Genomic DNA, 23,036 nt, shown 5'->3' with positions numbered 1-23,036 from the left:
CATGTTTCCAAGGAAACATGGCTTTTAAAATTTAGAGCGACATCTCGCTGATGACTAAGCAACTCCTTGTAAGGAACGTCCTCCTGGAAGTTGCGCAAAATATTGCTTCAGTGCATCAATGCAACGATGGACTTTGACTGGGTATTGTTCACGCTTTGAAGTTAATGCTTGTAATGTATACGTCGGTAATTGCCAATCAGGTAGAACTTCAACCAAAGAACCGCTCACTAATTCTTTTTGCACATCCATATACAGAATACGTGCGATCCCTAAGCCTTGCTGGCATAATGATTTAGCGACAAAAACATTATTTGTTCCTAAACGGGTTTGCATTTCCACATTCACATTTTCCCCACTCAAACCATGGCGAAAAGTGAAATGCTGAAAGTTCTGCATTAAAGTGACAGGCAGTAATTCATGGTGAATCAAATCTTCTGGTCGCGTAATCGGAGGCGATTGATTTAAATAGCTTGGGGAGGCAACCAAAATCTGATCTACACGTGCCAATGGAACGACCGTCAATTGTGGATCATCTACTTTAAGACTCATCCGAATCGCAATATCAATTCTTTCTGATATTAAATCAATATAGCGATGATCCGCTTCAAAATGAACCGCTAAACCTTTATGAGCGGACATCCAATGAGACAGCGCGGGAACCACATGCAATGCACCCAATTCTGGTGTTGTCGCAATACGTAAATCCCCAACAAGATCATCACGCAGCTCATTAATTCTAATTTTTCCACGCTCTGCTGCTGCCAGCATTTCCTGACAACTTAAAAAAAATGCTTGTCCTGCCTCTGTTAAGCTCAACTTTCTAGTGGAACGATGAAGTAAGGTAACGTCCATTTCTTGCTCTAATGAGCGAATTTGCTGGCTCACTGCGCTTGTTGTTATTCCTAAGTCTCTAGCTGCCCCGCTAAATGAACTTTTTTCTACAACGCAAGCAAAAACCCCCATTGCACGCAATTGATCTAACATACACATCCCTCTCAATTTATTAATATGCTTATTGTTCTAATAAAAGCAAACACATTGAGTATACAGAGAAGTCTATTGATAGACTAGTGATTATTAACAATTTGTTGAAAGTTTGTTAGGGCCTTTTAAAAGGCCCCAACAATAAAATTAGTTTGGTACAACCGTTGTTGGATTGATTGGTTTACCATCTAAACGGACTTGAAACTCTAGCATGACACGTGAAGCCCCAGATGAACCCATTTCGGCAATTTTTTGCCCCGCAGTCACATTATCACCACTCTTCACCAACATTTTGCTGTTGTGTGCGTAGGCAGTGATGTAACCATCAACATGCTTCACCAAGACCAAATTACCGTATTCTTTTAAGCCGTCAGCAGCATAAACCACTTGTCCATTTGCAGCAGCAAACACAGGATCACCAACGTTGCCTCCATAGCGCGTACCTTTCACGTTACTCGCCAGATTAAATCCTTGAATCACTGGACCATTTGATGGTTTTACCCAACGCAACCCACTTGCCAATGTTGATGGTGGTGTTACTGGAACAACAGGGCGTTGTTGTGTTGGGGTAACAGGTCTAACTGGTGGTGGCGCAACTTGCTGTTGTGTCGGAATATTAATACTTTGACGCTGAATAGGTGCTGCCTGATTCATTGCTTGTGTTGATGTGGTGCGTTGAGCGGCTGAACCTTTTAAACGTAAGGATTGATTAACATAAATTCGATATGGCGGTGCGATATCATTTAGTGCTGCGATATCGAGATAGTTCATACCATAACGATTTGCAATCCCACTCAAAGTATCACCAGAACGAACTGTGTAATAGTTTGGAGCACTCACATGGCTCGCCCCACCACCACTTACTTGAGGTTTAGATGCACAACCGCTGACAATAGCCGCCGTAACAACAGCCATAGACAATACGATTGTTTTGACCATTTTTTTTGACTGAAAAATCGAGACGTGGTTTAAGTGCATCTTCGCCCTCATCGAAAAATCCTTAATTTATTTTCGCCTTAGAGTACCAAAAAAGTGAGAAAAAACGAGTATTCACGCACGATATTCACAAAGTTATAACATTCACATGACTAACCATTCACGTGATTATGCAAATTATCTAACACCTCATAGTTGGTTGCATCCATTTGAATCGGAGTAATACTGACATAGCCATTTGAAACAGCAAAAAAGTCAGATTGAATATGGCTGCTCGATGCAGGATGTCGCTCCAGTACAGCTTCCCCTGCCAAACCGATCCAAAATACTTGACGTCCACGAGGATCCACATGACTACTAATCGGCTTGGATTGTCCTCGGCGTCCTTGATAAGTTACTTTGGTGCCCTTAATTTGTTCAACATCAGGAATGTTGATATTAAAAATATGACGAGGCGGTAAAATCGGTAAGCCTTGAGCAATAAAATCATGTACCCATTGTGCAGCTCTGGCGTAATCTTGCGGCTGCTCATAAGAGCGCACATTTGAACCAGCAAGTGAGACAGCAATTGCAGGATGCTTCATTAAACGGCCTTCAAATGCAGCCCCTACTGTTCCAGAATACAATACATCATCACCCAAATTTGCACCACTATTGATACCACTCACGACGAGATCAAATTCGAAATCAAATAAACCATTCATGGATAAATAAACACAATCTGCTGGTGTCCCATTTACTGCCCATACGTCTTTGGAAATCTGAACAGGTCGCAAAGGACGGTCGAGTGTTAAGGCACTTGAATAACCACTTCGCTCACTTTCAGGTGCAACTACAACAACACGGCCTAATGGTTTTAATGCACGAGCTAACGCTTGAAGCCCTGGGGCAAAAACACCATCATCATTTGCAATCAAAATATTCACTACGTTCTCATCTCTTCAATTTTGGGCGATTGCTACTTCAAACCTATCGGTAGAATATGTCAATAGCCCTTTTACTACTCAGTTTTCATAATTGAATTATTCCTTCAATTATATATATTTACCACTTCATAGTATTAGAAATTTATGCAGCCATGAGACATTTATCTAAATTTATTCGTATTATTGGGGTTAGCTTCTCACTTTTTACAGCTCAAGCAATTTTTGCAGAAGCAATTTCGGTTCAAGAAGCGGATGCGCTGATTAAAGATGATATCGCGAACGCTCAAGTTTTGATCGAGATGTGCCCAAAACTGATTGGGAAAAATGCTAAATTTGATCAAAATATCAATCAGATCATTGCATCGTATTTAGAAGGATATTCAAATAAATCAGCATCATTGCAAAGCCTTCAAACGGATAATGATTTTAAAATATCATTAAAAGAAGCACGGGCGGCAGCGAAAGAAGTTGATCAAGCTGAACAGAAGTCTGTTTGTGAAGATGTACTTAATTTTGAAGGTTAATTAACCTTGAGTGTGGTAGCTTAGTTTAGCAATCCAAAACTAAGCTACCAATTTATATAAATAGAAAATCATATTTAAAATACTTGATTATTTTTGATTCAGAATATTGAATCCAAGCCTTATTTATTCATCTCTTCAATTACCAAGCATTAGGTTCTCGAACCATGTGAATAATATTGGCTGGACTGCTAATCCATCCTCCTTTAAATCCTTCTGGCAAAGGTTCAATTTCATCACAGCGCACAACGCCAGCATCATTAAGATATTTTGCAGCCTCTGAAAAATTATCAGTAAATAGTTCTAGCCAAAGCTCTGCCTGACTTATTTTAGGTGCCGTATCGATCCATAATTTTACTGGACCAAACTCAAAACCAATCTCTGATCCTTTATCCGCAATTGGTTTAAGACCAAGCACATCACGATAAAAAGCAACTGTTGCTTCAAATTGATGTGGTGGAAGCTTCAGTGCAATATCAACACCACCACGAAATTTAGTTGTCATTATACTGCTCCTCATTAAGGTTTTTTCTTGTTTTTACTAGGATTTGTCAATATCAAACGCCAAGATTGGATTTAAAATCACATTTCCTCCATTGTTCCTACAGCAAGTATACAATTTTATTTTTCGGCTATGCTAAGTTATGCAAACTATGTAAACCCTGATTTGAGTTTAGCTTGTTATGAAGAAAAATGTTTTTAAAACGCTAAGTTTGTCTTTGCTGATTGCTTCAAGTGCATTCGCATCAACTACTTTTGCAGCCAATGCAAAACAAGAGTCAGAAAATATTGATGTCACTTCAACGGTACAAAGTACAACGCAAGAAGAACTTGCAGCAATCTATGTACTTTCTGAAATTTGTCCAAAATTGATTGATGAAGATAAAAAATTTAGCCAAGGTTATGAACGCTTAGTTAAAGAATATTTACCTAAAGAATCTAAAGCTGTGGATGTATTAAATACACGAGCCAAAGCCAAAGATTTCCAAAAATTCCTCGTTGAAGCACGCAAAGATGCAAGTGCAGCAACTCAAGCGCAAAATCGTCAAATTTGCGAAGATGTTCAAAACTATAAATGAAATATTGATAACACCTTATCTGGAATCAACGCTCCATAAGTCTTAGTTACAATACTGTATGAAAAAGCCGACTTCCCCCATAGAAGTCGGCTTTGCTTTGCCCTAAAATGCTAGGCTCATCTGCACCATATAAGATATTGGAACTACCTAGAATGACTCGAAAAAGCGCTCTTGCTGCATTATTACTTTTGCCAAGCTTTTCATATGCAGCGACTGTCCTATCTGCTCCACCAGAATTAAATAATAAATCCTATGTATTAATGGATTATGAAACTGGACAGATTCTCGCTGCAAAAAATGAAGATGAAAAACTTGCACCCGCATCTATGACAAAGATGATGACGAGCTTCATCATTGAACAAAAATTATTACAAGGCAAATTAACAGAAGACGAACATGTACGCATGAATGAATCAGCATGGTGCCGTGGCAGCAGCGCTGAATCTTGTATGTATGTTCCGTTGAATGGCACTGCGACTGTATTGGAAATGCTACGCGGCATTATCGTTCAATCTGGTAATGATGCATCAAAAGCAATGGCTGAACACATTGCGGGCAATGAAGGTACATTTGCTCACATGATGAACCAAGAAGCCAAACGTCTTGGTATGACCAATACCAACTTCGTGAACTCAACGGGTATGCCTGCTGAAGGTCATTATTCGACTGCGAAAGATATGGCAATCTTGGCACAGCATATTATTAAAGATAGTTCGAAATATTACCCAATTTATTCTGAAAAAGAATTTACCTTTAATGGGATCAAACAAGGTAACCGTAACGCTTTGCTCTATACAGACCCAAGTGTTGATGGTTTAAAAACAGGTCACACCAGTGAAGCAGGCTTCTGCTTAACAACCTCAAGCAAACGTGGTCCGATGCGTTTGATCTCGGTGATCTTTGGTACACCAAGCATGAACGAACGTGCAAATCAAACACGTGCGTTGTTAGCTTGGGGCTTTGCGAACTTTGAAACTGCAAATGTCCAACCTGCCAACCAAGCAATCGCTAAAGCAAAAGTCTGGTTTGGTAAGGAAGATGAAGTACAGATTGGGCTAGCTGAAAACTTCAATGTGACGATGCCGAAAGGTCAAGCCGATAAAATCAAAACACAACTTGTGGTTCAACCTCAGCTCAATGCACCTTTGGCTCAGGGTCAAGTGATCGGGAAATTGGTTGCAAGTCTTGATGGCAAAGTCATCGCTGAGAAACCTTTGGTTGCACTCAAACCTGTTGAAGAAGCTGGCTTCTTTGCACGCATGATTGATCGTATCAAGCTATTCTTTAGCAGCTTTTTCTAAGCCCTGACTTCTGAATAGTTAATTTAAGCATTCAGGCTGTTTAGTCTGAATGCTTTTTTACTTTATAATTCCACTATCGTTTATCTTGGTTGATCCCATGACTAAAAACATTCGCTCTTATTTAGACCAAACACCTGATATTGATGCAAGCTGTTATATTGACGATATGTCAGTCGTGATTGGTGATGTCAAATTAGCTGAGAATGTTTCGGTTTGGCCCTTTGCGGTCATTCGTGGCGACGTAAACTCGATTCAGATTGGCAAAAACAGTAATGTACAAGATCATTGTATGTTGCATGTTAGCCATAAAAACCAATCTAAACCAAACGGTTCACCGCTGGTGATTGGTGAAGATGTGACTGTTGGACATCATGTGACTTTACATGGTTGTACCATTGGTAATCGCGTACTAATCGGCATTAATACTGTCATTTTAGATGACGTGATTATTGAAGATGATGTGATGATCGGTGCAGGTAGTCTTGTTCCTCCCCGTAAAGTCTTAAAAAGTGGTTATCTGTATGTGGGTAGTCCAGTACAGCAAGTCCGCCCTCTCACAGATAAAGAAAAAGCATTTTTACCCTATTCAGCGCTGAATTATGTAAAAGTGAAGAATGATTATAAAAATCAAGTAACCGCATAATTAAGAGATAATAATGGTCAAAGTATCTAAAAAACTCTTATATTTGGGTTTTATTTTACCTTCGCTTGTTGTTTCACTCATATTTTTAGTCATCATATTATTTTCTACTATTAGTGAAATATACTCTGGCGAACATGTTATTACTCGGTATATTTTCAGTATCACTGTATTAGAAGCAATATGGTTTATCATCACCAGTGCAATAGGTATGTACTTATTCATACTTCTGTTTTGTGGTATTCAATCCATCATCTATTCTTTTTTGATGAACTATATCATTTTCCCCAAAGTAAAAAGTCATTTTAGAATAGTGTTAATCAGTGGTGTACTCGGTGGGCTATCAACAACTCTACCAGTATTATCCCTTTATTTTTATTCAGCTTTATTCGGAATGGGCGATTATCCAAATCTTTATACTGAAATTTTAATGCTTAGTCCTTTATTTGGCTTTGGGTTCGTAATTGGTCTGTTTTCAGGTTATTTATTATTAAAAGCATACAAGTCACAAGAAAAAGCTTTAACCTAGCCATCTTGCCCCAAATTTTGTAGAATACGTTTTTTAAAATCATGGTGCTTTCTATGACCGCTTGGACACCTCATGTCACAGTCGCCACTGTAGTCGAAAAAGACGGACGTTTTTTGTTTGTCGAAGAACACAGTGAGGGCTATGTACATACTGTGTTTAACCAACCTGCTGGTCATGTTGAATGTGATGAAACCATTATCCAGGCAGCAATTCGTGAGACCTTAGAAGAAACAGGTCATCATGTTGAAGTTGATCACTTACTCGGTATTTATACCTATACGCCACCAATGTTTCCTGATCGTACCTATTACCGTTTTTGCTTTTTAGCGCATGTCACTTCAGTTGAAGAAAATGCGCAACTGGATACAGGTATTGTCAGTGCAGTATGGATGAACTTGGATGAGCTACAAGAAACAGCTCGTGCACGTAGCCCATTGGTTTTAAAAGCTGTTCAAGATGCCCTCGCTGGCAAGAAATATCCTCTATCGCTTATTTATGAGCACCCTTTTTCTCCCTCATTCACTTCTCATTTGGATGCTTAATTAGATGCAACAACGTGTCATCGTCGGTATGTCTGGTGGTGTAGACTCCTCTGTTTCTGCCGCGCTTTTACTTCAACAAGGATATCAAGTTGAAGGTCTTTTCATGAAAAACTGGGAAGAAGATGATGGTACGGAATACTGCACAGCACTTGAAGACTTGGCGGATGCGCAAGCCGTAGCAGATAAAATCGGGATCAAACTGCATACAGCAAATTTTGCAATGGAATACTGGGATCGTGTATTCGAGCATTTCTTAGCAGAATATGCCGCTGGTCGCACGCCTAACCCTGATATTCTCTGTAATAAAGAAATCAAATTCCGCGCATTCCTTGATCATGCGATGACATTGGGTGCTGACTTCATTGCAACCGGTCATTACGCACGTCGTGGTACGAGTACGCAAAATTCACGTGGTGAAATCTACGCGCCATTACTACGCGGCGTTGATAATAATAAAGATCAAACCTATTTCTTACATGCAGTGCATGGCCGTGAAATCAACAAGACGCTATTCCCTGTTGGTGAAATTGAAAAACCTCAAGTTCGAAAAATCGCTGAAGAACTAGATCTCGCTACAGCCAAGAAAAAAGATTCAACAGGGATCTGTTTTATTGGTGAGCGTCGTTTTAGTGATTTCTTAAAACAATACCTCCCTGCTCAAGCTGGAAAAATTGTTTTAGACAATGGTAAAGAAGTTGGTGAACATCACGGCTTAATGTACTATACGCTGGGTCAGCGAGGCGGTATCGGGATTGGTGGTATGAAAGGTGCACAAGAAGGTGCATGGTTCGTATTACACAAAGATGTTGCCAATAACCGACTAGTGATTGGTCAAGGCCACGAACATCCATTGATGCAAAGTACGCAGCTTTGGAGTGAGTCGATTGACTGGGTTGCAGGTGAACAGGAAATTCCAACTACAGGTTTCCGATGCACTGCAAAAACGCGTTATCGACAACCTGATCAAGCGTGTACAATTTATCGTGATGATCATAATGAAAATGGTATTCGTGTTGAATTTGACGAACCACAAAGAGCCGTTACTCCTGGGCAAAGTGTGGTGTTTTACTCAGGAGAGGTCTGCTTAGGTGGTGGCGTGATTCACCACACCAATGCACCTCAACCCGATTTTATCTAAGGATATTGGAAGCGTAGCATGGCGGAGTTCCCATTTCAGCCCAACCAAGCGTTGAATGTTCAACAAAACCGTGCTTTGGCATTGGCTGCAGTTTTTCAGGCAACCCAGTTGACACATATGACAGCCATGTCTGGTCAACAAAGTATTGGGGAAAGTGGTAACTTCTATTTTGAACTCCTCGTCAAAGCCAGCCTAAATATCCGTCCAACAAATAATAATGCAAAACAGACCTTAGATTTTTTTAACCAGCTTGCAGATATTTCATTAGGATTAAAAACATTAGAAGGCTGTATTACCCAGCCTTTTAATACTGCACCAAAATCCAGAATCCCTAAACTCAGTAACACCAAACTGCCAATGTCTTATGCGATGGCATTGTTGCAGTTGGAAAAAAAGGTTTATAGCAACCCCGAATACGTTAAAATTATTGAAAAATCTCAACAAAAAATCCTCAAACAGTTGTCTTTTTTCGATAACAACTATTTGCATCCAAGTGTCATTGCCAGTTTGGCACAAACATATGTTGAAACTGCTGGGCAAATCAATCCACGTATTCTCGTTCGTGGTAATGCTGAAGCATTTAAAGATATTAATCATACCAATCGAATCCGAGCATGTTTGTTTACGGGCATACAATTGGCGCATTTATGGCGACAACTCGGTGGTAGTTCATGGACAATGGTTTTCAGAAAACGTAAGTTGTTGAACGATATTCAAGCTCTCGCTCGTTTGCAGTATCAGGTGGTTTAAACCGATGCTTCAACGAATTTATTTTTATGTTTATTCCAAGATTAAGGAATCTGTATGAATGCTTTAACCGCACTCTCACCACTTGATGGACGTTATGCAAGCAAATGCGATGCATTACGCCCTTTTTTGTCTGAGTTTGGTTTAATCCACGCTCGTGTCACTGTTGAAGTGCGTTGGTTACAAGCACTTGCAAATCGTGCAGAAATTATCGAAGTACCAGCTTTCTCTGCTGAAACCAATGCCGCTTTAGATGCGATTGTTGCTGATTTCTCTGAAGAAGATGCTAATCGTATTAAAGAGATCGAACGTACAACTAATCACGATGTGAAAGCAGTTGAATATTTCCTTAAGGAAAAAATTGCCAACATCGACGAATTAAAAAATGCAGGTGAATTTATTCATTTCGCATGTACTTCTGAAGACATCAACAACTTGTCTCATGCATTGATGCTTAAAAATGGTCGTGAAGTTTTAGTTGCAAGCATGAAGCAAATTCTGAATGCAATCTCTACTTTGGCAACCACACATGCTGAACAACCAATGTTGTCTCGTACACATGGTCAAACTGCTAGCCCAACAACTTTGGGTAAAGAAATGGCAAACGTTGCATATCGTTTAGCGCGCCAAATTAAGCAATTTGAAAGTGTTGAATTATTGGGCAAAATCAATGGTGCTGTAGGTAACTACAACGCTCACCTTTCTGCTTATCCAGAAATTGATTGGGCTGCACATGCGCAAGCATTTGTTGAGTCTTTAGGTTTAAGCTTCAACCCATACACCACACAAATTGAGCCACATGATTACATGGCTGAATTGTTTGATGCATTGCGTCGTTATAACACGATCTTGATCGACTTTAACCGTGATGTTTGGGGTTATATTTCGCTTGGTTACTTCAAGCAAAAATTAAAAGATGGTGAAGTGGGTTCATCAACGATGCCTCATAAAGTAAACCCAATTGACTTCGAAAACTCAGAAGGTAACTTAGGTATCGCAAATGCAGTATTGGGTCACTTAGGTGAAAAACTTCCGATTTCTCGTTGGCAGCGCGACCTAACAGACTCAACTGTGCTTCGTAACATGGGTGTTGGTTTTGCGCAAAGCTTGATTGCTTTTGATGCTTGCTCAAAGGGTATTGGTAAACTTGAACTCAATGCGAACCGTTTAAATGAAGATTTAGACCAAGCACAAGAAGTTCTTGCTGAGCCAATCCAAACGGTTATGCGTCGTTATAACGTTGAAAAACCTTACGAAAAACTAAAAGCGCTTACTCGTGGTCAAGCCATGACACGTGACATGATGGTGAACTTCGTAAATGGTGATGAGCTTCTTCAAGTTCCAGCCGATGAACGTGCTCGTTTAGCAGAGCTTACACCTGCAACATATACAGGTAATGCTGCTGAACAAGCAAAACAAATCAATGATTTGATCAGCAAAATCTAAGCTGACAACTCATTTATAAAAAAGCAAAGCCTCGGCTTTGCTTTTTTATTTTTCTATACTGTCCCGTCCTGAAATAAGTTTACCCCTTAAGAGGCTTATTTTATGGAATATGAAAAAGAACAACGAGTTAAACGAACACAACGAGATTATAGTTTTGCCTTTAAAATGTCCCGTCCTGAAATAAGTTTACCCCTTAAGAGGCTTATTTTATGGAATATGAAAAAGAACAACGAGTTAAACGAACACAACGAGATTATAGTTTTGCCTTTAAAATGCTGATTGTCCATGAGGTAGAAAAAGGGCAAATCACTTATAAACAAGCTCAAGCAAAATATGGTATTCAAGGAAGATCAACTGTGCTTACATGGTTACGTAAGTACGGACAACAAGATTGGACTTCTAAAGCTATGCCTTCCACTTCAAAACGCCAACTCACCCCTCAACAACGCATTCGCCAGTTGGAAAAACAATTAGCCGCAGAAAAGCTAAAAACTGAATTTATCCAAGATGTGATTTATCACATAGACAAAGAATGTGGGAGTGATCTTGGAAAAAAGTATACCGAGCACGTTTCAAAGATTGGCAAGCCCAAAGATGATCCTAGCCAAAATAATGGACAATGCATCCCTCTAAAGCTAACGTAAAGTTAACTTTGGAGATACAAGAAATGGCGAAACGCTTTAGCACCGAATTTAAACAACAATCGATAGAGTACGCACTAGCAAACACACATGAATCACTAGCTGCTATAGCCAAAAAGTTAGGTGTGGGCTATTCAACGCTAGATAAATGGGTACGAGAAACGAATCTGGCAGGAACCAGCAAACGTCAACTTACACCAGAACAACAACGTATTGTTGAACTTGAGAAGGAAAACAGACAACTCAAGGAAGCCAATGATATTCTAAAAAAGGCGCATGTGTACTTTCTGACCGCCGATCAAACCAAGAAAAGTACACGGTAATAGCGGATTTAACGATGAAAAAGGCAGTCACTATATTTTCCGCCTGTAAATACTTAGCCGTCAGCCCTTCTGGTTATTATGCTTGGCGTAAGCGACGAGTTGATACTGCTCAGAAATATAAGGATTTAAAAGCAGTGTATTGGCACCATCATGCTCGCTTAGGTGCCCCATCACTAGTTCATGATATGCATGATTTGGGTTATAACCTGAGCGAACGTACGGTAGGAAGAATGCTCAAGCATCTCGGGTTACGCAGTAAGATTTCCCGTAAATATAAACATACGACAGATTCAAATCATCGTTTGCCTACAGCTCCCAATCTATTGGATCGCCAATTTACCGTCACAAAGCCGAATCGGGTATGGACGACAGACATTACATACATTCGAACCAAAGAAGGCTGGTTATATTTATGCGTGATGTTAGATCTATTTAGCCGTCGTATTGTGGGTTGGCAAACCAGCTATCGAATAGACCGTCAATTGGTGTGTGACGCATTTAATTATGCAATGGCACGTCAGGGTTATCCAAAGGGTGTGATGGTTCACTCGGATCAAGGCAGTCAGTATTGTAGTCGTGATTTTAGAGCGATACTATTGATGAATGGATGTATTCAAAGCATGTCACGCAAGGGGAACTGTTGGGATAATGCTGTAACCGAAAGCTTCTTTCATACATTGAAAGGTCATGTGGTACACGGTAGTGTGTTTACTACCAGAAAAGAAGCCAATGCTGTCTTGTTTGAATATATTGAGATTTACTACAATCGAATGAGGCGACATTCTGCCAATGGTTGGTTAAGCCCAGAAGCTTTTGAGCAGAAATATTTTAGAGCTTTAGAGGGATCGACTGTTCACAATTCTGTCTAGGATCAAAAGCCACATCTGAGGAATGTGGCGAAGGATGTTCCGTGACATCATTTATCTCGTCTATGCGTAGCTTAATTTGCTGAGCTTAAATGAAACTGAAATTGAGGATTTATTTTGTCTTTCAGGTGATTTTAAGGACTAACAAAGAATAGTTGTTTGATAAATAAGAGTTTTATGTTCAATAAAAATAATTTAAAAGTAATAAAAGACCTATTCTTACTTTTATACATAGCTCTTGGATTTATGGATCAGATGGTTTTGTACAAAATATGGACAATAAAAACCCTTGTTGATACACAAGGGTTTTTTTATATTTGGCAGAGGATCAAGGACTCGAACCTTGACGAACGGTTTTGGAGACCGTCATGCTACCATTACACCAATCCTCTATAACGCTGTGATTAACTCATTTCTGACTTAATCTTTAAAAAGTAAGTTCTTACTTTTTAATAATTTGGTGGGGGCGAAGAGACTCGAACTCTTACACCTTGCGGCGCTGGAACCTAAATCCAGTGCGTCTACCAATTTCGCCACGCCCCCGATGGATGTGTATATTAGTGATAAACCTTTCTGCTGACAAGTCCTTTTTTATAAAAAACTATGCATCTCAAGGCTAATGCTTTTTTCATATACAAATGAAAAAATACAGAAATAAAAAAAGGAACTTTAAAAAAGTTCCTTTCATATTTGGCAGAGGATCAAGGACTCGAACCTTGACGAACGGTTTTGGAGACCGTCATGCTACCATTACACCAATCCTCTATAACTTCATGATTAACTCATCTCTGATTTAACCATAAAAAAAGCAAGATACTCTTGCTTTTTAAATTTGGTGGGGGCGAAGAGACTCGAACTCTTACACCTTGCGGCGCTGGAACCTAAATCCAGTGCGTCTACCAATTTCGCCACGCCCCCGATGGCTATGCATATTAGTGAGAAAGCAGCTTTATGACAAGTCTTTCTGAGAAAAAACCCATTTAAATGAACATATAATATTCAAATCAATTATTTATGTTTATTTTTGCAGCAGATTAATATCATTTAACAAGACTTGTGCATCTAGAACAGAACATAAACGTTGCTCAGAATGTTTTTGAGTCAAACCTTTTAATAATGGCAAAAATGGCTCCAATTGTTTCGGAACTTGAAGTTGCAGCTGCTGACAGTGTAATACGGCCCAATCGTGATAGCTATTTGCTCTCAGTTTGGTCTGAGTCAACCATTCATATAGAATAATTCCCAAAGCATATAAATCACTCTGCACTGATTTATTTTTGCCATGAAATAGCTCAGGTGCCATATAGTGTGGTGTTGCGTTCAAATTATGAGTTTGATGATGCAATTGCAGACTTTGCTCGAAATCAATCAATCGACATGTATTTTTATATAATCGGAAATGTTCAACCTTTAAATCACCATGAATCCATCCCATTTGATGTAATTCACCAAGCGCATATAAAGCTTGCTGGATCATTTGTTTAATTGTTTCAAGTGGTTGGTATGGATTCAAATCAGTAAAAAAAGGAACTGAATCCAATACGACTAAACCAATCCCCTCGCCTAAATCACGAAGAACTGAGCTTTGCTGTGCCAAAGAAATAATCCGATGATCAATAAGAAACGAAGCGTTATCGGATGAACACGACTGATAGAAACTTAACTCATGTTGAAAAGCAGCCTGTAAAATCGGGTTGGTATTGGTTAAATGGAATTTAAGCCAATACATCTCCTGACCCATTTGAAAAGTATATAGTCGTCGACCATACGCATAGCTTTGACTTTTAGTACGAAGCTTTAATTCATCAGGTTGGATATTTGAATCAAAGATCCACGTAGTAGAACTCATTTTGCTGCTTTTCTTCCTGCTTTCGCAATGATGCTAAGCAATGTTCAATAGTTTTACCAATGCGTGCATGGGTTTCTATTGAGGCAATTTTAGGCCATGTCGCACGCTCACCTTCTTGCTGTAAAACCTGAAAGAGTTTTGGACGTGGATTTTGTAGCATATAGCTATAATGTCTTAAACCATATTTGGCAATAATATTGACATCACCATAATAGCGCTGTCCTAAAATACCATAACCATGATCAAGCGCGCGACGTATAGGGAAAAAGCTTCCCAAAGAGTTACGTGTTAAATCCATCACATCCATCGCCACCGCTTTACCCTGATGCCTGATAATTCGTTCAGGCCAACTCAACACATCACGACGGAATCGCGCAGAATCACTTTGCATAAATGGAACAATATGTGGATTTACCTGACTCGCAATGGTGTAATTAATGTTATACAGCCTTGCCATTTTTTCTTGAGGGAAGTCGCTACGCATACTGCCATCTACCCACTTGGTATTCGACATATACGGCGTATGTTGTCCATCATAGCGTTTACTGGTCAAATGCACTGGTGGAAATAGGACAGGAACCGCACATGATGCAAGCACAGCGCTCCAGACTAAAACATGAGGTGCTGTTAAAGCATTTAAAATGCGCGGATTTTGTGCGGTATTATACGGGGCGACAGCAATATTGATATGTAATCCTGAGCGCTGATAAGCCTCGGCAAACGTCACATCCCCTAAGTTTTGTACCAAGAATTTTTTTAAGTACATCACATCAGCAATGCCACCATTACCCTTGATCAACTCTATAATTTTTCTAAAACGAAATGCTTTATGAAAAAAATGTTCCCCAGTGAGTAACTCTGGAATCTGGTCTGGTAAAGAGACGCCGAGCATTCCCGTCATGATTGCCCCTGCACTCGATCCAGAAATAACCTTGGGGAGCAAATCACGCTCTAATAGTGCTTTACAAACACCCGTATGGAATAGCCCCAATGTCGCACCACCAGACAGCATCAATGCAGGTTGGCCATAGGCTTTTTGGCATTCTTCAAAAAACTGGATTTTTTCTTTAAGCTGGAATGTTATACATTCACTTGATGATAAATAGCGGAAGCATTCACTTACTTCTTCTACATAGTTTTCGATAATTTTTTTCGTGCCAATATAGGTTTCAGCAAACAACATCGGATGCCCGATATTGGCAAAATCATAAGATAAACCTTCTCGCAACACGTACATCAAATCTAATGTGCGATGCTGAGTGCGATATTTCTTTAACAGATTGTGTCGCCTAGACAGAATTTCAGCATCGAAATAAGGTGACTCATTGTCATATTTCCATGCCTCAGTCCCCATTTCCTGATCTAATTTTAAAGCAAGCTCTTTCCACTCTTCATAACTACTTGTATGTCTTAAACGCTCTTGCAACACACCTACTCGATAAGTTTGGTATGTATTTCTTTTTCCTAAAAGCAGATTTGACATGGATGATCCCAATTTTTAATCGTATTTTTCGAATCGTGCACCTATACAATGCAAAAAGCTGTCGCAACAATCAAGGGTTAAATCGACGTATTGCAATATTTATGATGATATTTTCTTTTTTTCCGCGAAAGCAATGCTAGTATCCTTAATCATTGATTACTGAGTTTGGTTTGTATTCATTATGGCGATCCTCAATTTACCTGATTCTATTCTCCAATCATTATCGAGTGTTTTAACACAACTTCAACAAGTTCTCCCTGCACCAAAACAACCCACCGATTTTTCTGCAATTGCCTTTCGATGGGAAAATCAACAATTGGTTGCCGTACAACAACCTAAAAAAATGTATTTAGAAGACCTCAAAGGAATTGAGCGCCAAAAAGATAAAATCATTCAAAATACGCTACAGTTTTTAAATGGTTTTCCTGCAAATGATATTTTGCTGACTGGTTCGCGTGGTACAGGTAAGTCCTCAATTGTTCGTGCCTTACTGACAGAATACTCAGCACAAGGTTTGCGCTTAATTGAAATCGAACGTGATGATTTATCTGATCTGCCTAAGATTCAAAAACTGATTGAACATCGTCCTGAGAAATTTATCATCTATTGTGATGATTTGGCATTTAACGCAGAAGATGAAAATTATCGTAGCTTAAAAAGTGTTTTAGATGGCTCACTACAGTCAGGGTCAAGCAATTTTATTATTTATGCCACCAGTAACCGTCGTCACTTATTGCCCGAATTTATGCATGAAAATACCCCGGCGCGTAAAGTTGATGTACCCCAATATACAGAGTTGCATCCACAAGAAGCCATTGAGGAAAAAATCTCACTTTCTGACCGTTTCGGCTTGTGGCTGTCATTCTATCCAATGGATCAGCAACTGTACTTAGAAATTGTTGAGCATTACATTACTAAAGCAGGTTTGGAATATAACGATCTGGTTCGTGGTGAAAGTTTAAAATGGTGCCAAGCACGTGGCCAACGCTCTGGGCGTGCAGCCTATCAGTTCTCAAAGCATTGGATCGGCTCGCAAAACTTAGAAAAATTGTCCAACAAAACCAATCAATAAATGTCCTGAAAAGCTGTAGCGCTGTCCTTATTTCCGCTTAGCAATGGCAGTTGTTTTTCTTAACCTAAGTCTCAGCATAAGATGAGTATAGGAATAAAGATGAAAAAACAACTGCCACCCACTTCCCTGACCAGTAAAATCTTGGGCAAAAGCTTGTTGCTCGCGCAAGGCACCTTGGATCAAGCTAAAAAATACTCAACGATTCCATTTTCTAAACCTGAAATTATTATTCCAAGAACCAATGAGAAATTTTATACGTGGACACATTATGGCATCTTCTTTCCACTACTGCCTGAACCACACCGTTATTTGAATATTATGATTTTGTTGGGAACACCCGGTGCACTGGCTTTTGACCATGATGACATCACTTTAGGTGACCCAAGAAACACGGCAACGTTTTTTTCAAGTACAGCGGCATTAGATAAGCACCTCTTAAAAGCCTATATCATTTCAGATGAAACCAAGATTCTAGAAAATGGTACTCAGATTGAATTGGGTGAAGAAGTTTCGATTACAGGGACTTTACCTCATATTCATCTTCAAGGTGATTATTATGGTCTACATTTTGAATTTGATTTAGATGTCACTGATCAAGTCTCATGGTTTATCAAGACTCCTATTTATGATCATTTTAGCCTGTTGGCTAAATTCAAGGGTCAACTTGAATATCGAGGTGAAACGACTGTAGCAGAAGGTTTATGTACCTATGAATATGCATGTGCAGCTGGCGCACATGGTGTTATTAAAAAACTATTGCCTGAGGCGTATAAGCTACCGCTTGATTTCTTTAGCTATCAAATTATCAACCTAAATGAGACAACACAATTGTTGTTAACCAAAGCGGATATTTTAGGAAAGCCTGCTGCTTATTCTCTACATGTTAGACACACTGATCGACCAGCAGAAATCTATACCGATGTTGAATTTAGGGTCATCTCTCATCAAGTCGATGACTATGTTTCACCTAGTGGTAAGAAAATGCGTTTACCCCAGTTATTCTCATGGATGGTAAAAGACACAGCAGATCAAAAAATCTTAGAAATCTATGCTGAAATTGATAGTCCATTTCGTTATGGGCATGGCATTGGCTATGCCAGTGCCTACTCTTTTACGGGTGAATATTTGAGTCAACCCGTTCAAGGACGTGGCTATATCGAATACGTCGATGTAGAGAATCAGAGTGCATTTCAAGATTAAGTCCATTACAAGCTTTCACAAAACAATAAGTCTTTGAAATTATTCAAAGACTTATCAAACCCTATCCAACGCCCATTTCATATCTAGAAAAGATTACGACCTGTTTAAAAATTCATGCTTGATAAATCAGTGAGTTCAACTTAAAATTAGGTAGATCGGTATACCCAATATGTATTTTTATGAGCACAAAATCTGCAAAACAAAAAATCTTAGAAACAGCCTCTGTATTGTTTTATAACGATGGGATTAACAATACAGGGATCAATAGCATCATTGAGAATGCCAATGTCGCAAAGATGTCGCTGTATAACAATTTCAAAACAAAATCCGAACTGGTGACTTACTATATCGAAGCTCGTCATCAGGAATGGTTAGATTTATACGAAAAAAGAAAAGCAACGATCCAATCACCTATCGAAGGCGTTCTCGCTGTTTTTGATGCCTATCAAGATCATGCTGAATTTGCTTACGAAAATGGTTTTCGTGGTTGTGGACTACTCAATGCCGCAGCAGAATTTCCTGCTCACAGTCCAGAACGTTTAGCTGTGAAAAGACATAAAGATGAAGTTGAAAGTATCGTGGCACAGCATCTAAGCCAATTTATAGCCGATGATGAAAAAGTCAAACAGCTTTCTCTTTTACTTTCTTTTCTTTTAGAAGGCTCTATCGTCCTCGCAGGTTTGGAAAGTTCAAGTACAAAAGTCTTTGCTGCTAGACAAATGGCTCAGACCTTATTAGAACAAGAGATTTCAAATTGAAAAGCTCCGCATTCAACTTAAGTTCACATTATGGATTTATCGCAGTTCTAGTTGCTTCAATTCTATGGGGAACAACAGGCACGGCTGCATCTTATGCACCTAATCTAAGTCCTTTGGCAATTGGGGCGATTGCAATGGGTGGTGGTGGCCTGTTACAAGCCTTACTGGCACATAGAAATATTCTCGGTCATTTACCCCAGATCCGTAGCTATTTACCCCTACTGTTAGTTGGCGTAATTTCTGTCGCTATTTATCCATTGGCTTTCTATTCGTCGATGCGTATGGCAGGGATTACTATTGGCACAGTCATTTCAATTGGTTCAGCACCTTTATTTACAGTACTCCTGGAAAAGTTCTTTGACAAAAAATCACTATCAAAGCAGTGGTTTATCAGCTTCATTTTTGGTGTTATCGGTGTATTTCTTTTGTCGATTGGTGAATCACATTCTCATGGATCAACACAAAATATCTCCACAGATCAGAAAACGATTGGGATTATTCTTGGACTGATTGCAGCACTTACCTATTCTTTATATTCATGGGCTGCCAAGAAAATGATTGATCGTGGTGTCGACTCTAAAGCCTCCATGGGCTTAATATTTGGGTTTGGCGCTTTAATTTTGTTGCCTACATTATTTTTTACTGGGTCTAATCTATTTGATGAACCGATTAACCTCTATGTTGTCGGTTATATGATGCTTATTCCAATGTTTCTCGGTTATCTGTTATTTGGTTATGCTTTAAAAACAATTTCTGCCAGCACCGCAACCACGCTTACTTTATTTGAGCCACTTGTTGCAGCACTGTTTGCAGTATTGCTGGTCGGTGAGCGATTAGCACTAATTGGTTGGATAGGTATGATTTTAATTTTTTTGTGTTTAGCCGTACTTTCCAAAGCACAAAAATAATTTTACTGATTAAGTAAAGTTATTTATCATCATAAATAGATAACTTTATTTTTCTTATAAAAGAATTTATATTAATAAAAACTAATAATATAGGAAAAAATAATGCCTCAACAACACATCGTTTTAAATGTTTTTTTAGCATCTCCTTCGGATGTTGCTTATGAAAGAGATGTTATTCAGAATATTATAAATGAATTAAATAAGACATGGAGTAAAAATCTAAATTTAAGACTGGAACTTTTACGCTGGGAGACAGATGTAATTCCAAACTTCGGTGAATATTCTCAAGATGTAATTAATCAACAGATTGGAAATAACTATGATATTTTCATTGGACTCCTATGGAGTAGGTTTGGTATGCCAACTAAAGAATATGAGTCAGGTACAGAAGAAGAATTTTATCGAGCATACAGCTTATATAAAAGTGGAAAGGATATTGATTTATTAATATATTTTAAGAATGATCCAATAGCTATTGAAGATATTGACCCAGATCAGATAAGAAAAATAAAGGATTTCAAAAATACAATACAAGACTTAGGAGGCGTCTATGGCATAACTAATAATGATAATTTTGAAGGAAAACTCAGAGCTCACTTATCAGTTATTATCCAAAAATGGAAAGACTCTTTAAATCAAGTCTCTGAGAAAACAACTTTACCACTTCCCCAATTTCCTCAGAGTAATTATATAAATGAAACTATAGCTAAGTCTGAAAGTATAGACGATGAAGAGGGAATTATAGATCTAAATGAAAAGGCAAAAGAAGCTCTAGAAAAGTGTAATTCTATTATCACTCAAATTGCTGAAAATTTAAATGACTTTAGCAAAACAACTGACTCCTATACTGAACAAGTTAATAAATTAACTCAAGCAAAAGCATCAATATCATCTCTAAAATTCTTAATTAATCAATTTAGCAAAGTTATATATAACTTCTCTAGGGATCTAGACTTATTAGCAAATGAATACAAGATACATACAGATTTATCCTTAGACTCGTTAACAAAGTTATTAGTAATTTATACTGATAGTGAGGATTCACAAGGATCTATTAGAGATATTATCGATGCAGCAATAATTTTAAGCGACTCAGTGAATACAGCTCTTACTCCTACCATAAGCTTTTTAGAGAGTATAAAGAACTTACCTCGCATGACTACTGAATTAAACCGCTCAAAAAAGACTCTAATTAAATCATTAGAACAATTGATTGATTACTTTAAGCATACCTATGTCCAATATAAGGAAATTAGTGATTTTGATTTTAAAGAATAATCTTGTTATAGATGCAGAGAAATAAATTTTCTCTGCAACAACAATAGAGCTTAAATATCAATACTCTTTTGCTAACTTCTCTAAGGTTGTCAGCATTTTTCTTACTACACTTCTTTTATGCTGCAACATATTTTTGATATTCGCTGGATTGAAACCTGTTAATTTCGCAATGCCACGACTGGTCATGTATTCACCCGTCTTTTCAAAGTGTTTTTCACTTAACTCAGTTTTTGCATTAGAAAATCGAACAGCTAACTTATAATCATTAAACTCAGACCATGCGCCCGTTCTATATTCATCCGCATCAAAGTCTTTTTTCTGCTGAGCTGGTTTTTCTCGAAGAATATTACTTAAACGATTAATGACAATTTTCTCTTCACTTTGTTCAATCAATTGATAAAGTTCAGTTTCTTCAAATGGACGCCCTAAAGCGATATCTTTTCTATATTGTTCAATTACTTTTTCTTTTGATGCAACCGCCTCCTCACCTTTTTGAGTAAGGCATAGAATCTTAAATAAAGATTCTAATCGGCCACAAGTAAAAATATAAGAAATTTTCAACGTCTATACTCCGCGATGAGTTTTCACTCATCAAAATAAATAATATATCCAATACTTTAATACGATAGCGTTAACAACAAACTCGCTATGGATATCAATCAAGAATCTGACTTTTAAATATAAGAATAGTTCAGCAAATCCAGAGACCTCTCTGATTTACTCATCGTCTCACAACCTATCAAAAGGATGCGTTTAATTTAGGTTGGTTTTAACTCGGTCATCGGCCAACGTGGCGTCGTCGTTACAGCTAAACCATCTTGCTGTCCAGCTTTTAAACGCTGATAACCTGCAAAAGCAATCATGGCACCATTATCAGTACACAGTGCAGGCTCGGCATAATAGACTTGTGCTTTGATCTTTGCCAGTGAAGTTTCTAATTGTTCACGTAGACGAACATTCGCACTCACACCTCCAGCAATCACCAATCGCTTTAAACCTGTTTGCTTTAACGCTTTTACTGATTTTTTAGTTAGCGTATCAACCACCGCTTCTTGAAATGAAGCTGCAATATCGGCATCACGATTTTCTTCACCAAGTTTTTTAAGTTGGACAGAAACTGCTGTTTTTAAACCACTAAATGAAAAATCTAAACCTTGATGTAAAATTGGGCGAGGAAAATCAAAAGCTTGAGCATCACCATTTAAAGCCAACTTGGCAATATTAGGTCCACCTGGATAAGGGAGCTTCATCATTTTCGCAACTTTATCAAAAGCTTCACCTGCGGCATCATCAATCGATTCACCCAGTAACTCATACTGACCGATGCCATAAGCCGCCATCAATTGTGTATGACCACCTGAAACCAATAAAGCCACAAAAGGAAATTCTGGTGGTGTTTCTGAAAGTAAAGGCGCAAGCATATGACCTTCCATATGATGCACCCCAATTGCAGGTTTATTTAAAGCAAAAGCCAATGTTCGACCAAACAATGCACCTGTCATCAAGGCACCCATTAAGCCAGGACCACGTGTGTATGCAACTGCATCAATTTCATGTTTTTGAACACCGCTTTGTTCAAGCAATTGATTCATTAGAGGAATCATTTTGCGAACATGATCACGTGAAGCCAATTCCGGAACGACACCACCATATTCTGCATGAAGTTTAATCTGACTATAGAGAACCTGTCCTCGCAAGCCGAGTTCGCTATCATAAAGTGCTAACCCAGTTTCATCACACGAAGTTTCTAAGCCCAAAACTATCATTAAACTGCCTTTACAACGATCAAAAATAATATCGAAGCTATTATAGACTTGTGATCTGAGTTGTAAATGAGTAAAATACTGACCTTCACTTGCGATCTAGTGC

Annotated in this window: 23 protein-coding genes, 4 tRNA genes and 1 pseudogene; 16 read left to right on the top strand and 12 right to left on the bottom strand. The window is 38.6% G+C overall.

Features of this window, described 5'->3' with window-relative positions:
* Nucleotides 1-54: 54 nt before the first annotated feature.
* The 3 genes from AAC851_RS14720 to surE form a co-directional block, all read right to left on the bottom strand.
* The gene (locus AAC851_RS14720; protein ID WP_005084828.1) at nt 55-984 is read right to left on the bottom strand and encodes a LysR family transcriptional regulator; all 930 of its coding nucleotides are present in this window, start codon (nt 982-984) and stop codon (nt 55-57) included.
* 147 nt (nt 985-1,131) lie between these two features.
* A complete protein-coding gene (locus AAC851_RS14715; RefSeq protein WP_005089843.1) occupies nt 1,132-1,962 on the bottom strand; it encodes a peptidoglycan DD-metalloendopeptidase family protein in 831 nt (276 codons plus the stop codon).
* 110 nt (nt 1,963-2,072) lie between these two features.
* Nucleotides 2,073-2,846 carry a 5'/3'-nucleotidase SurE gene (gene surE / locus AAC851_RS14710; RefSeq protein WP_005089841.1) on the bottom strand — a complete coding sequence of 258 codons (774 nt, stop codon included), beginning with the start codon at nt 2,844-2,846 and terminating at the stop codon, nt 2,073-2,075.
* A 152-nt stretch (nt 2,847-2,998) separates the two neighbouring features.
* Between surE and AAC851_RS14705 the strand changes: the two genes are divergently transcribed.
* Nucleotides 2,999-3,370 (top strand): MCR_0457 family protein, encoded by a 372-nt coding sequence (locus AAC851_RS14705; RefSeq protein WP_005084823.1) that lies wholly within the window; start codon nt 2,999-3,001, stop codon nt 3,368-3,370.
* Between the two features lie 139 nt (nt 3,371-3,509).
* Here AAC851_RS14705 and AAC851_RS14700 read toward each other — a convergent pair whose 3' ends face one another.
* Nucleotides 3,510-3,872: a VOC family protein gene (locus tag AAC851_RS14700; RefSeq protein WP_340601000.1), complete on the bottom strand. Its 363-nt coding sequence runs from the start codon at nt 3,870-3,872 to the stop codon at nt 3,510-3,512.
* 178 nt (nt 3,873-4,050) lie between these two features.
* Here AAC851_RS14700 and AAC851_RS14695 point away from each other — a divergent pair, with 178 nt between their 5' ends.
* From AAC851_RS14695 to AAC851_RS14650, 10 genes and pseudogenes are all read left to right on the top strand, one after another.
* Nucleotides 4,051-4,446 (top strand): MCR_0457 family protein, encoded by a 396-nt coding sequence (locus tag AAC851_RS14695; RefSeq protein ID WP_005084819.1) that lies wholly within the window; start codon nt 4,051-4,053, stop codon nt 4,444-4,446.
* A 152-nt stretch (nt 4,447-4,598) separates the two neighbouring features.
* Nucleotides 4,599-5,747, top strand: coding sequence for a D-alanyl-D-alanine carboxypeptidase PBP5/6 (gene dacC, locus AAC851_RS14690; RefSeq protein ID WP_005084817.1), 1,149 nt, complete (start codon nt 4,599-4,601; stop codon nt 5,745-5,747).
* 97 nt (nt 5,748-5,844) lie between these two features.
* A complete protein-coding gene (locus AAC851_RS14685) occupies nt 5,845-6,390 on the top strand; it encodes a gamma carbonic anhydrase family protein (protein WP_017395541.1) in 546 nt (181 codons plus the stop codon).
* 13 nt (nt 6,391-6,403) lie between these two features.
* Nucleotides 6,404-6,916, top strand: a complete 513-nt coding sequence (locus AAC851_RS14680) for a hypothetical protein (RefSeq protein ID WP_017395540.1) — start codon at nt 6,404-6,406, stop codon at nt 6,914-6,916.
* A gap of 53 nt (nt 6,917-6,969) precedes the next feature.
* Nucleotides 6,970-7,458, top strand: a complete 489-nt coding sequence (locus tag AAC851_RS14675) for an NUDIX hydrolase (protein ID WP_125501090.1) — start codon at nt 6,970-6,972, stop codon at nt 7,456-7,458.
* Nucleotides 7,459-7,462: 4 nt separating this feature from the next.
* Nucleotides 7,463-8,596 carry a tRNA 2-thiouridine(34) synthase MnmA gene (gene mnmA / locus AAC851_RS14670; protein ID WP_340600999.1) on the top strand — a complete coding sequence of 378 codons (1,134 nt, stop codon included), beginning with the start codon at nt 7,463-7,465 and terminating at the stop codon, nt 8,594-8,596.
* A gap of 18 nt (nt 8,597-8,614) precedes the next feature.
* Nucleotides 8,615-9,346 carry a high frequency lysogenization protein HflD gene (gene hflD, locus AAC851_RS14665; RefSeq protein ID WP_004639780.1) on the top strand — a complete coding sequence of 244 codons (732 nt, stop codon included), beginning with the start codon at nt 8,615-8,617 and terminating at the stop codon, nt 9,344-9,346.
* Nucleotides 9,347-9,400: 54 nt separating this feature from the next.
* A complete protein-coding gene (purB, locus tag AAC851_RS14660; RefSeq protein ID WP_340600998.1) occupies nt 9,401-10,789 on the top strand; it encodes an adenylosuccinate lyase in 1,389 nt (462 codons plus the stop codon).
* A 209-nt stretch (nt 10,790-10,998) separates the two neighbouring features.
* Nucleotides 10,999-11,382: pseudogene (locus tag AAC851_RS14655) on the top strand (transposase); the annotation flags it as partial.
* Nucleotides 11,383-11,456: 74 nt separating this feature from the next.
* A protein-coding gene (locus AAC851_RS14650) for an IS3 family transposase (RefSeq protein WP_340600997.1) occupies nt 11,457-12,622 on the top strand; the annotation gives its coding sequence in 2 pieces (ribosomal slippage) (nt 11,457-11,703 and nt 11,703-12,622; 1,167 coding nt in all).
* Between the two features lie 315 nt (nt 12,623-12,937).
* On the opposite strand, the gene AAC851_RS14645 is transcribed toward AAC851_RS14650, so the two are convergent.
* The 6 genes from AAC851_RS14645 to AAC851_RS14620 all read right to left on the bottom strand — a co-directional run bounded on the left by AAC851_RS14645 (nt 12,938) and on the right by AAC851_RS14620 (nt 15,951).
* Nucleotides 12,938-13,011: transfer RNA gene (locus AAC851_RS14645), tRNA-Trp, on the bottom strand.
* A 66-nt stretch (nt 13,012-13,077) separates the two neighbouring features.
* Nucleotides 13,078-13,162: transfer RNA gene (locus tag AAC851_RS14640), tRNA-Leu, on the bottom strand.
* 148 nt (nt 13,163-13,310) lie between these two features.
* Nucleotides 13,311-13,384: transfer RNA gene (locus tag AAC851_RS14635), tRNA-Trp, on the bottom strand.
* A gap of 68 nt (nt 13,385-13,452) precedes the next feature.
* Nucleotides 13,453-13,537: transfer RNA gene (locus AAC851_RS14630), tRNA-Leu, on the bottom strand.
* A 100-nt stretch (nt 13,538-13,637) separates the two neighbouring features.
* Nucleotides 13,638-14,468: a protein kinase domain-containing protein gene (locus AAC851_RS14625; RefSeq protein ID WP_340600996.1), complete on the bottom strand. Its 831-nt coding sequence runs from the start codon at nt 14,466-14,468 to the stop codon at nt 13,638-13,640.
* Nucleotides 14,443-15,951, bottom strand: coding sequence for a DUF3336 domain-containing protein (locus AAC851_RS14620; RefSeq protein ID WP_005084723.1), 1,509 nt, complete (start codon nt 15,949-15,951; stop codon nt 14,443-14,445). Before AAC851_RS14620 ends, AAC851_RS14625 begins: the two co-directional genes overlap by 26 nt.
* A 181-nt stretch (nt 15,952-16,132) precedes the next feature.
* Between AAC851_RS14620 and AAC851_RS14615 the strand changes: the two genes are divergently transcribed.
* From AAC851_RS14615 to AAC851_RS14595, 5 genes are all read left to right on the top strand, one after another.
* Nucleotides 16,133-17,023 carry an ATP-binding protein gene (locus AAC851_RS14615; protein ID WP_340600995.1) on the top strand — a complete coding sequence of 297 codons (891 nt, stop codon included), beginning with the start codon at nt 16,133-16,135 and terminating at the stop codon, nt 17,021-17,023.
* A 99-nt stretch (nt 17,024-17,122) separates the two neighbouring features.
* Entirely contained in the window at nt 17,123-18,223 is a 1,101-nt protein-coding gene (locus tag AAC851_RS14610) for a DUF6670 family protein (protein WP_100833823.1), read from the top strand.
* Nucleotides 18,224-18,402: 179 nt separating this feature from the next.
* Nucleotides 18,403-18,981, top strand: a complete 579-nt coding sequence (locus tag AAC851_RS14605; protein WP_100833824.1) for a TetR/AcrR family transcriptional regulator — start codon at nt 18,403-18,405, stop codon at nt 18,979-18,981.
* The gene (locus AAC851_RS14600; RefSeq protein WP_340600994.1) at nt 18,978-19,889 is read left to right on the top strand and encodes a DMT family transporter; all 912 of its coding nucleotides are present in this window, start codon (nt 18,978-18,980) and stop codon (nt 19,887-19,889) included. The genes AAC851_RS14605 and AAC851_RS14600 overlap by 4 nt, the downstream gene beginning before the upstream one ends.
* 102 nt (nt 19,890-19,991) lie before the next feature.
* Nucleotides 19,992-21,167, top strand: a complete 1,176-nt coding sequence (locus AAC851_RS14595; RefSeq protein WP_075315282.1) for a DUF4062 domain-containing protein — start codon at nt 19,992-19,994, stop codon at nt 21,165-21,167.
* Nucleotides 21,168-21,224: 57 nt separating this feature from the next.
* Here the strand turns inward: AAC851_RS14595 and AAC851_RS14590 are convergent, their stop codons facing one another.
* Together AAC851_RS14590 and tsaD are read right to left on the bottom strand one after the other, a co-directional pair.
* Nucleotides 21,225-21,728, bottom strand: a complete 504-nt coding sequence (locus AAC851_RS14590) for a hypothetical protein (RefSeq protein ID WP_075315280.1) — start codon at nt 21,726-21,728, stop codon at nt 21,225-21,227.
* Between the two features lie 197 nt (nt 21,729-21,925).
* Nucleotides 21,926-22,933 carry a tRNA (adenosine(37)-N6)-threonylcarbamoyltransferase complex transferase subunit TsaD gene (gene tsaD, locus AAC851_RS14585; RefSeq protein WP_005084709.1) on the bottom strand — a complete coding sequence of 336 codons (1,008 nt, stop codon included), beginning with the start codon at nt 22,931-22,933 and terminating at the stop codon, nt 21,926-21,928.
* Between the last annotated feature and the right edge of the window lie 103 nt (nt 22,934-23,036).

Source organism: Acinetobacter sp. HZNU-JH01 (genome assembly GCF_037996845.1).
Classification (GTDB): Bacteria; Pseudomonadota; Gammaproteobacteria; order Pseudomonadales; family Moraxellaceae; genus Acinetobacter; species Acinetobacter haemolyticus.
This window is presented reverse-complemented; position numbering and strand designations above follow the sequence as displayed.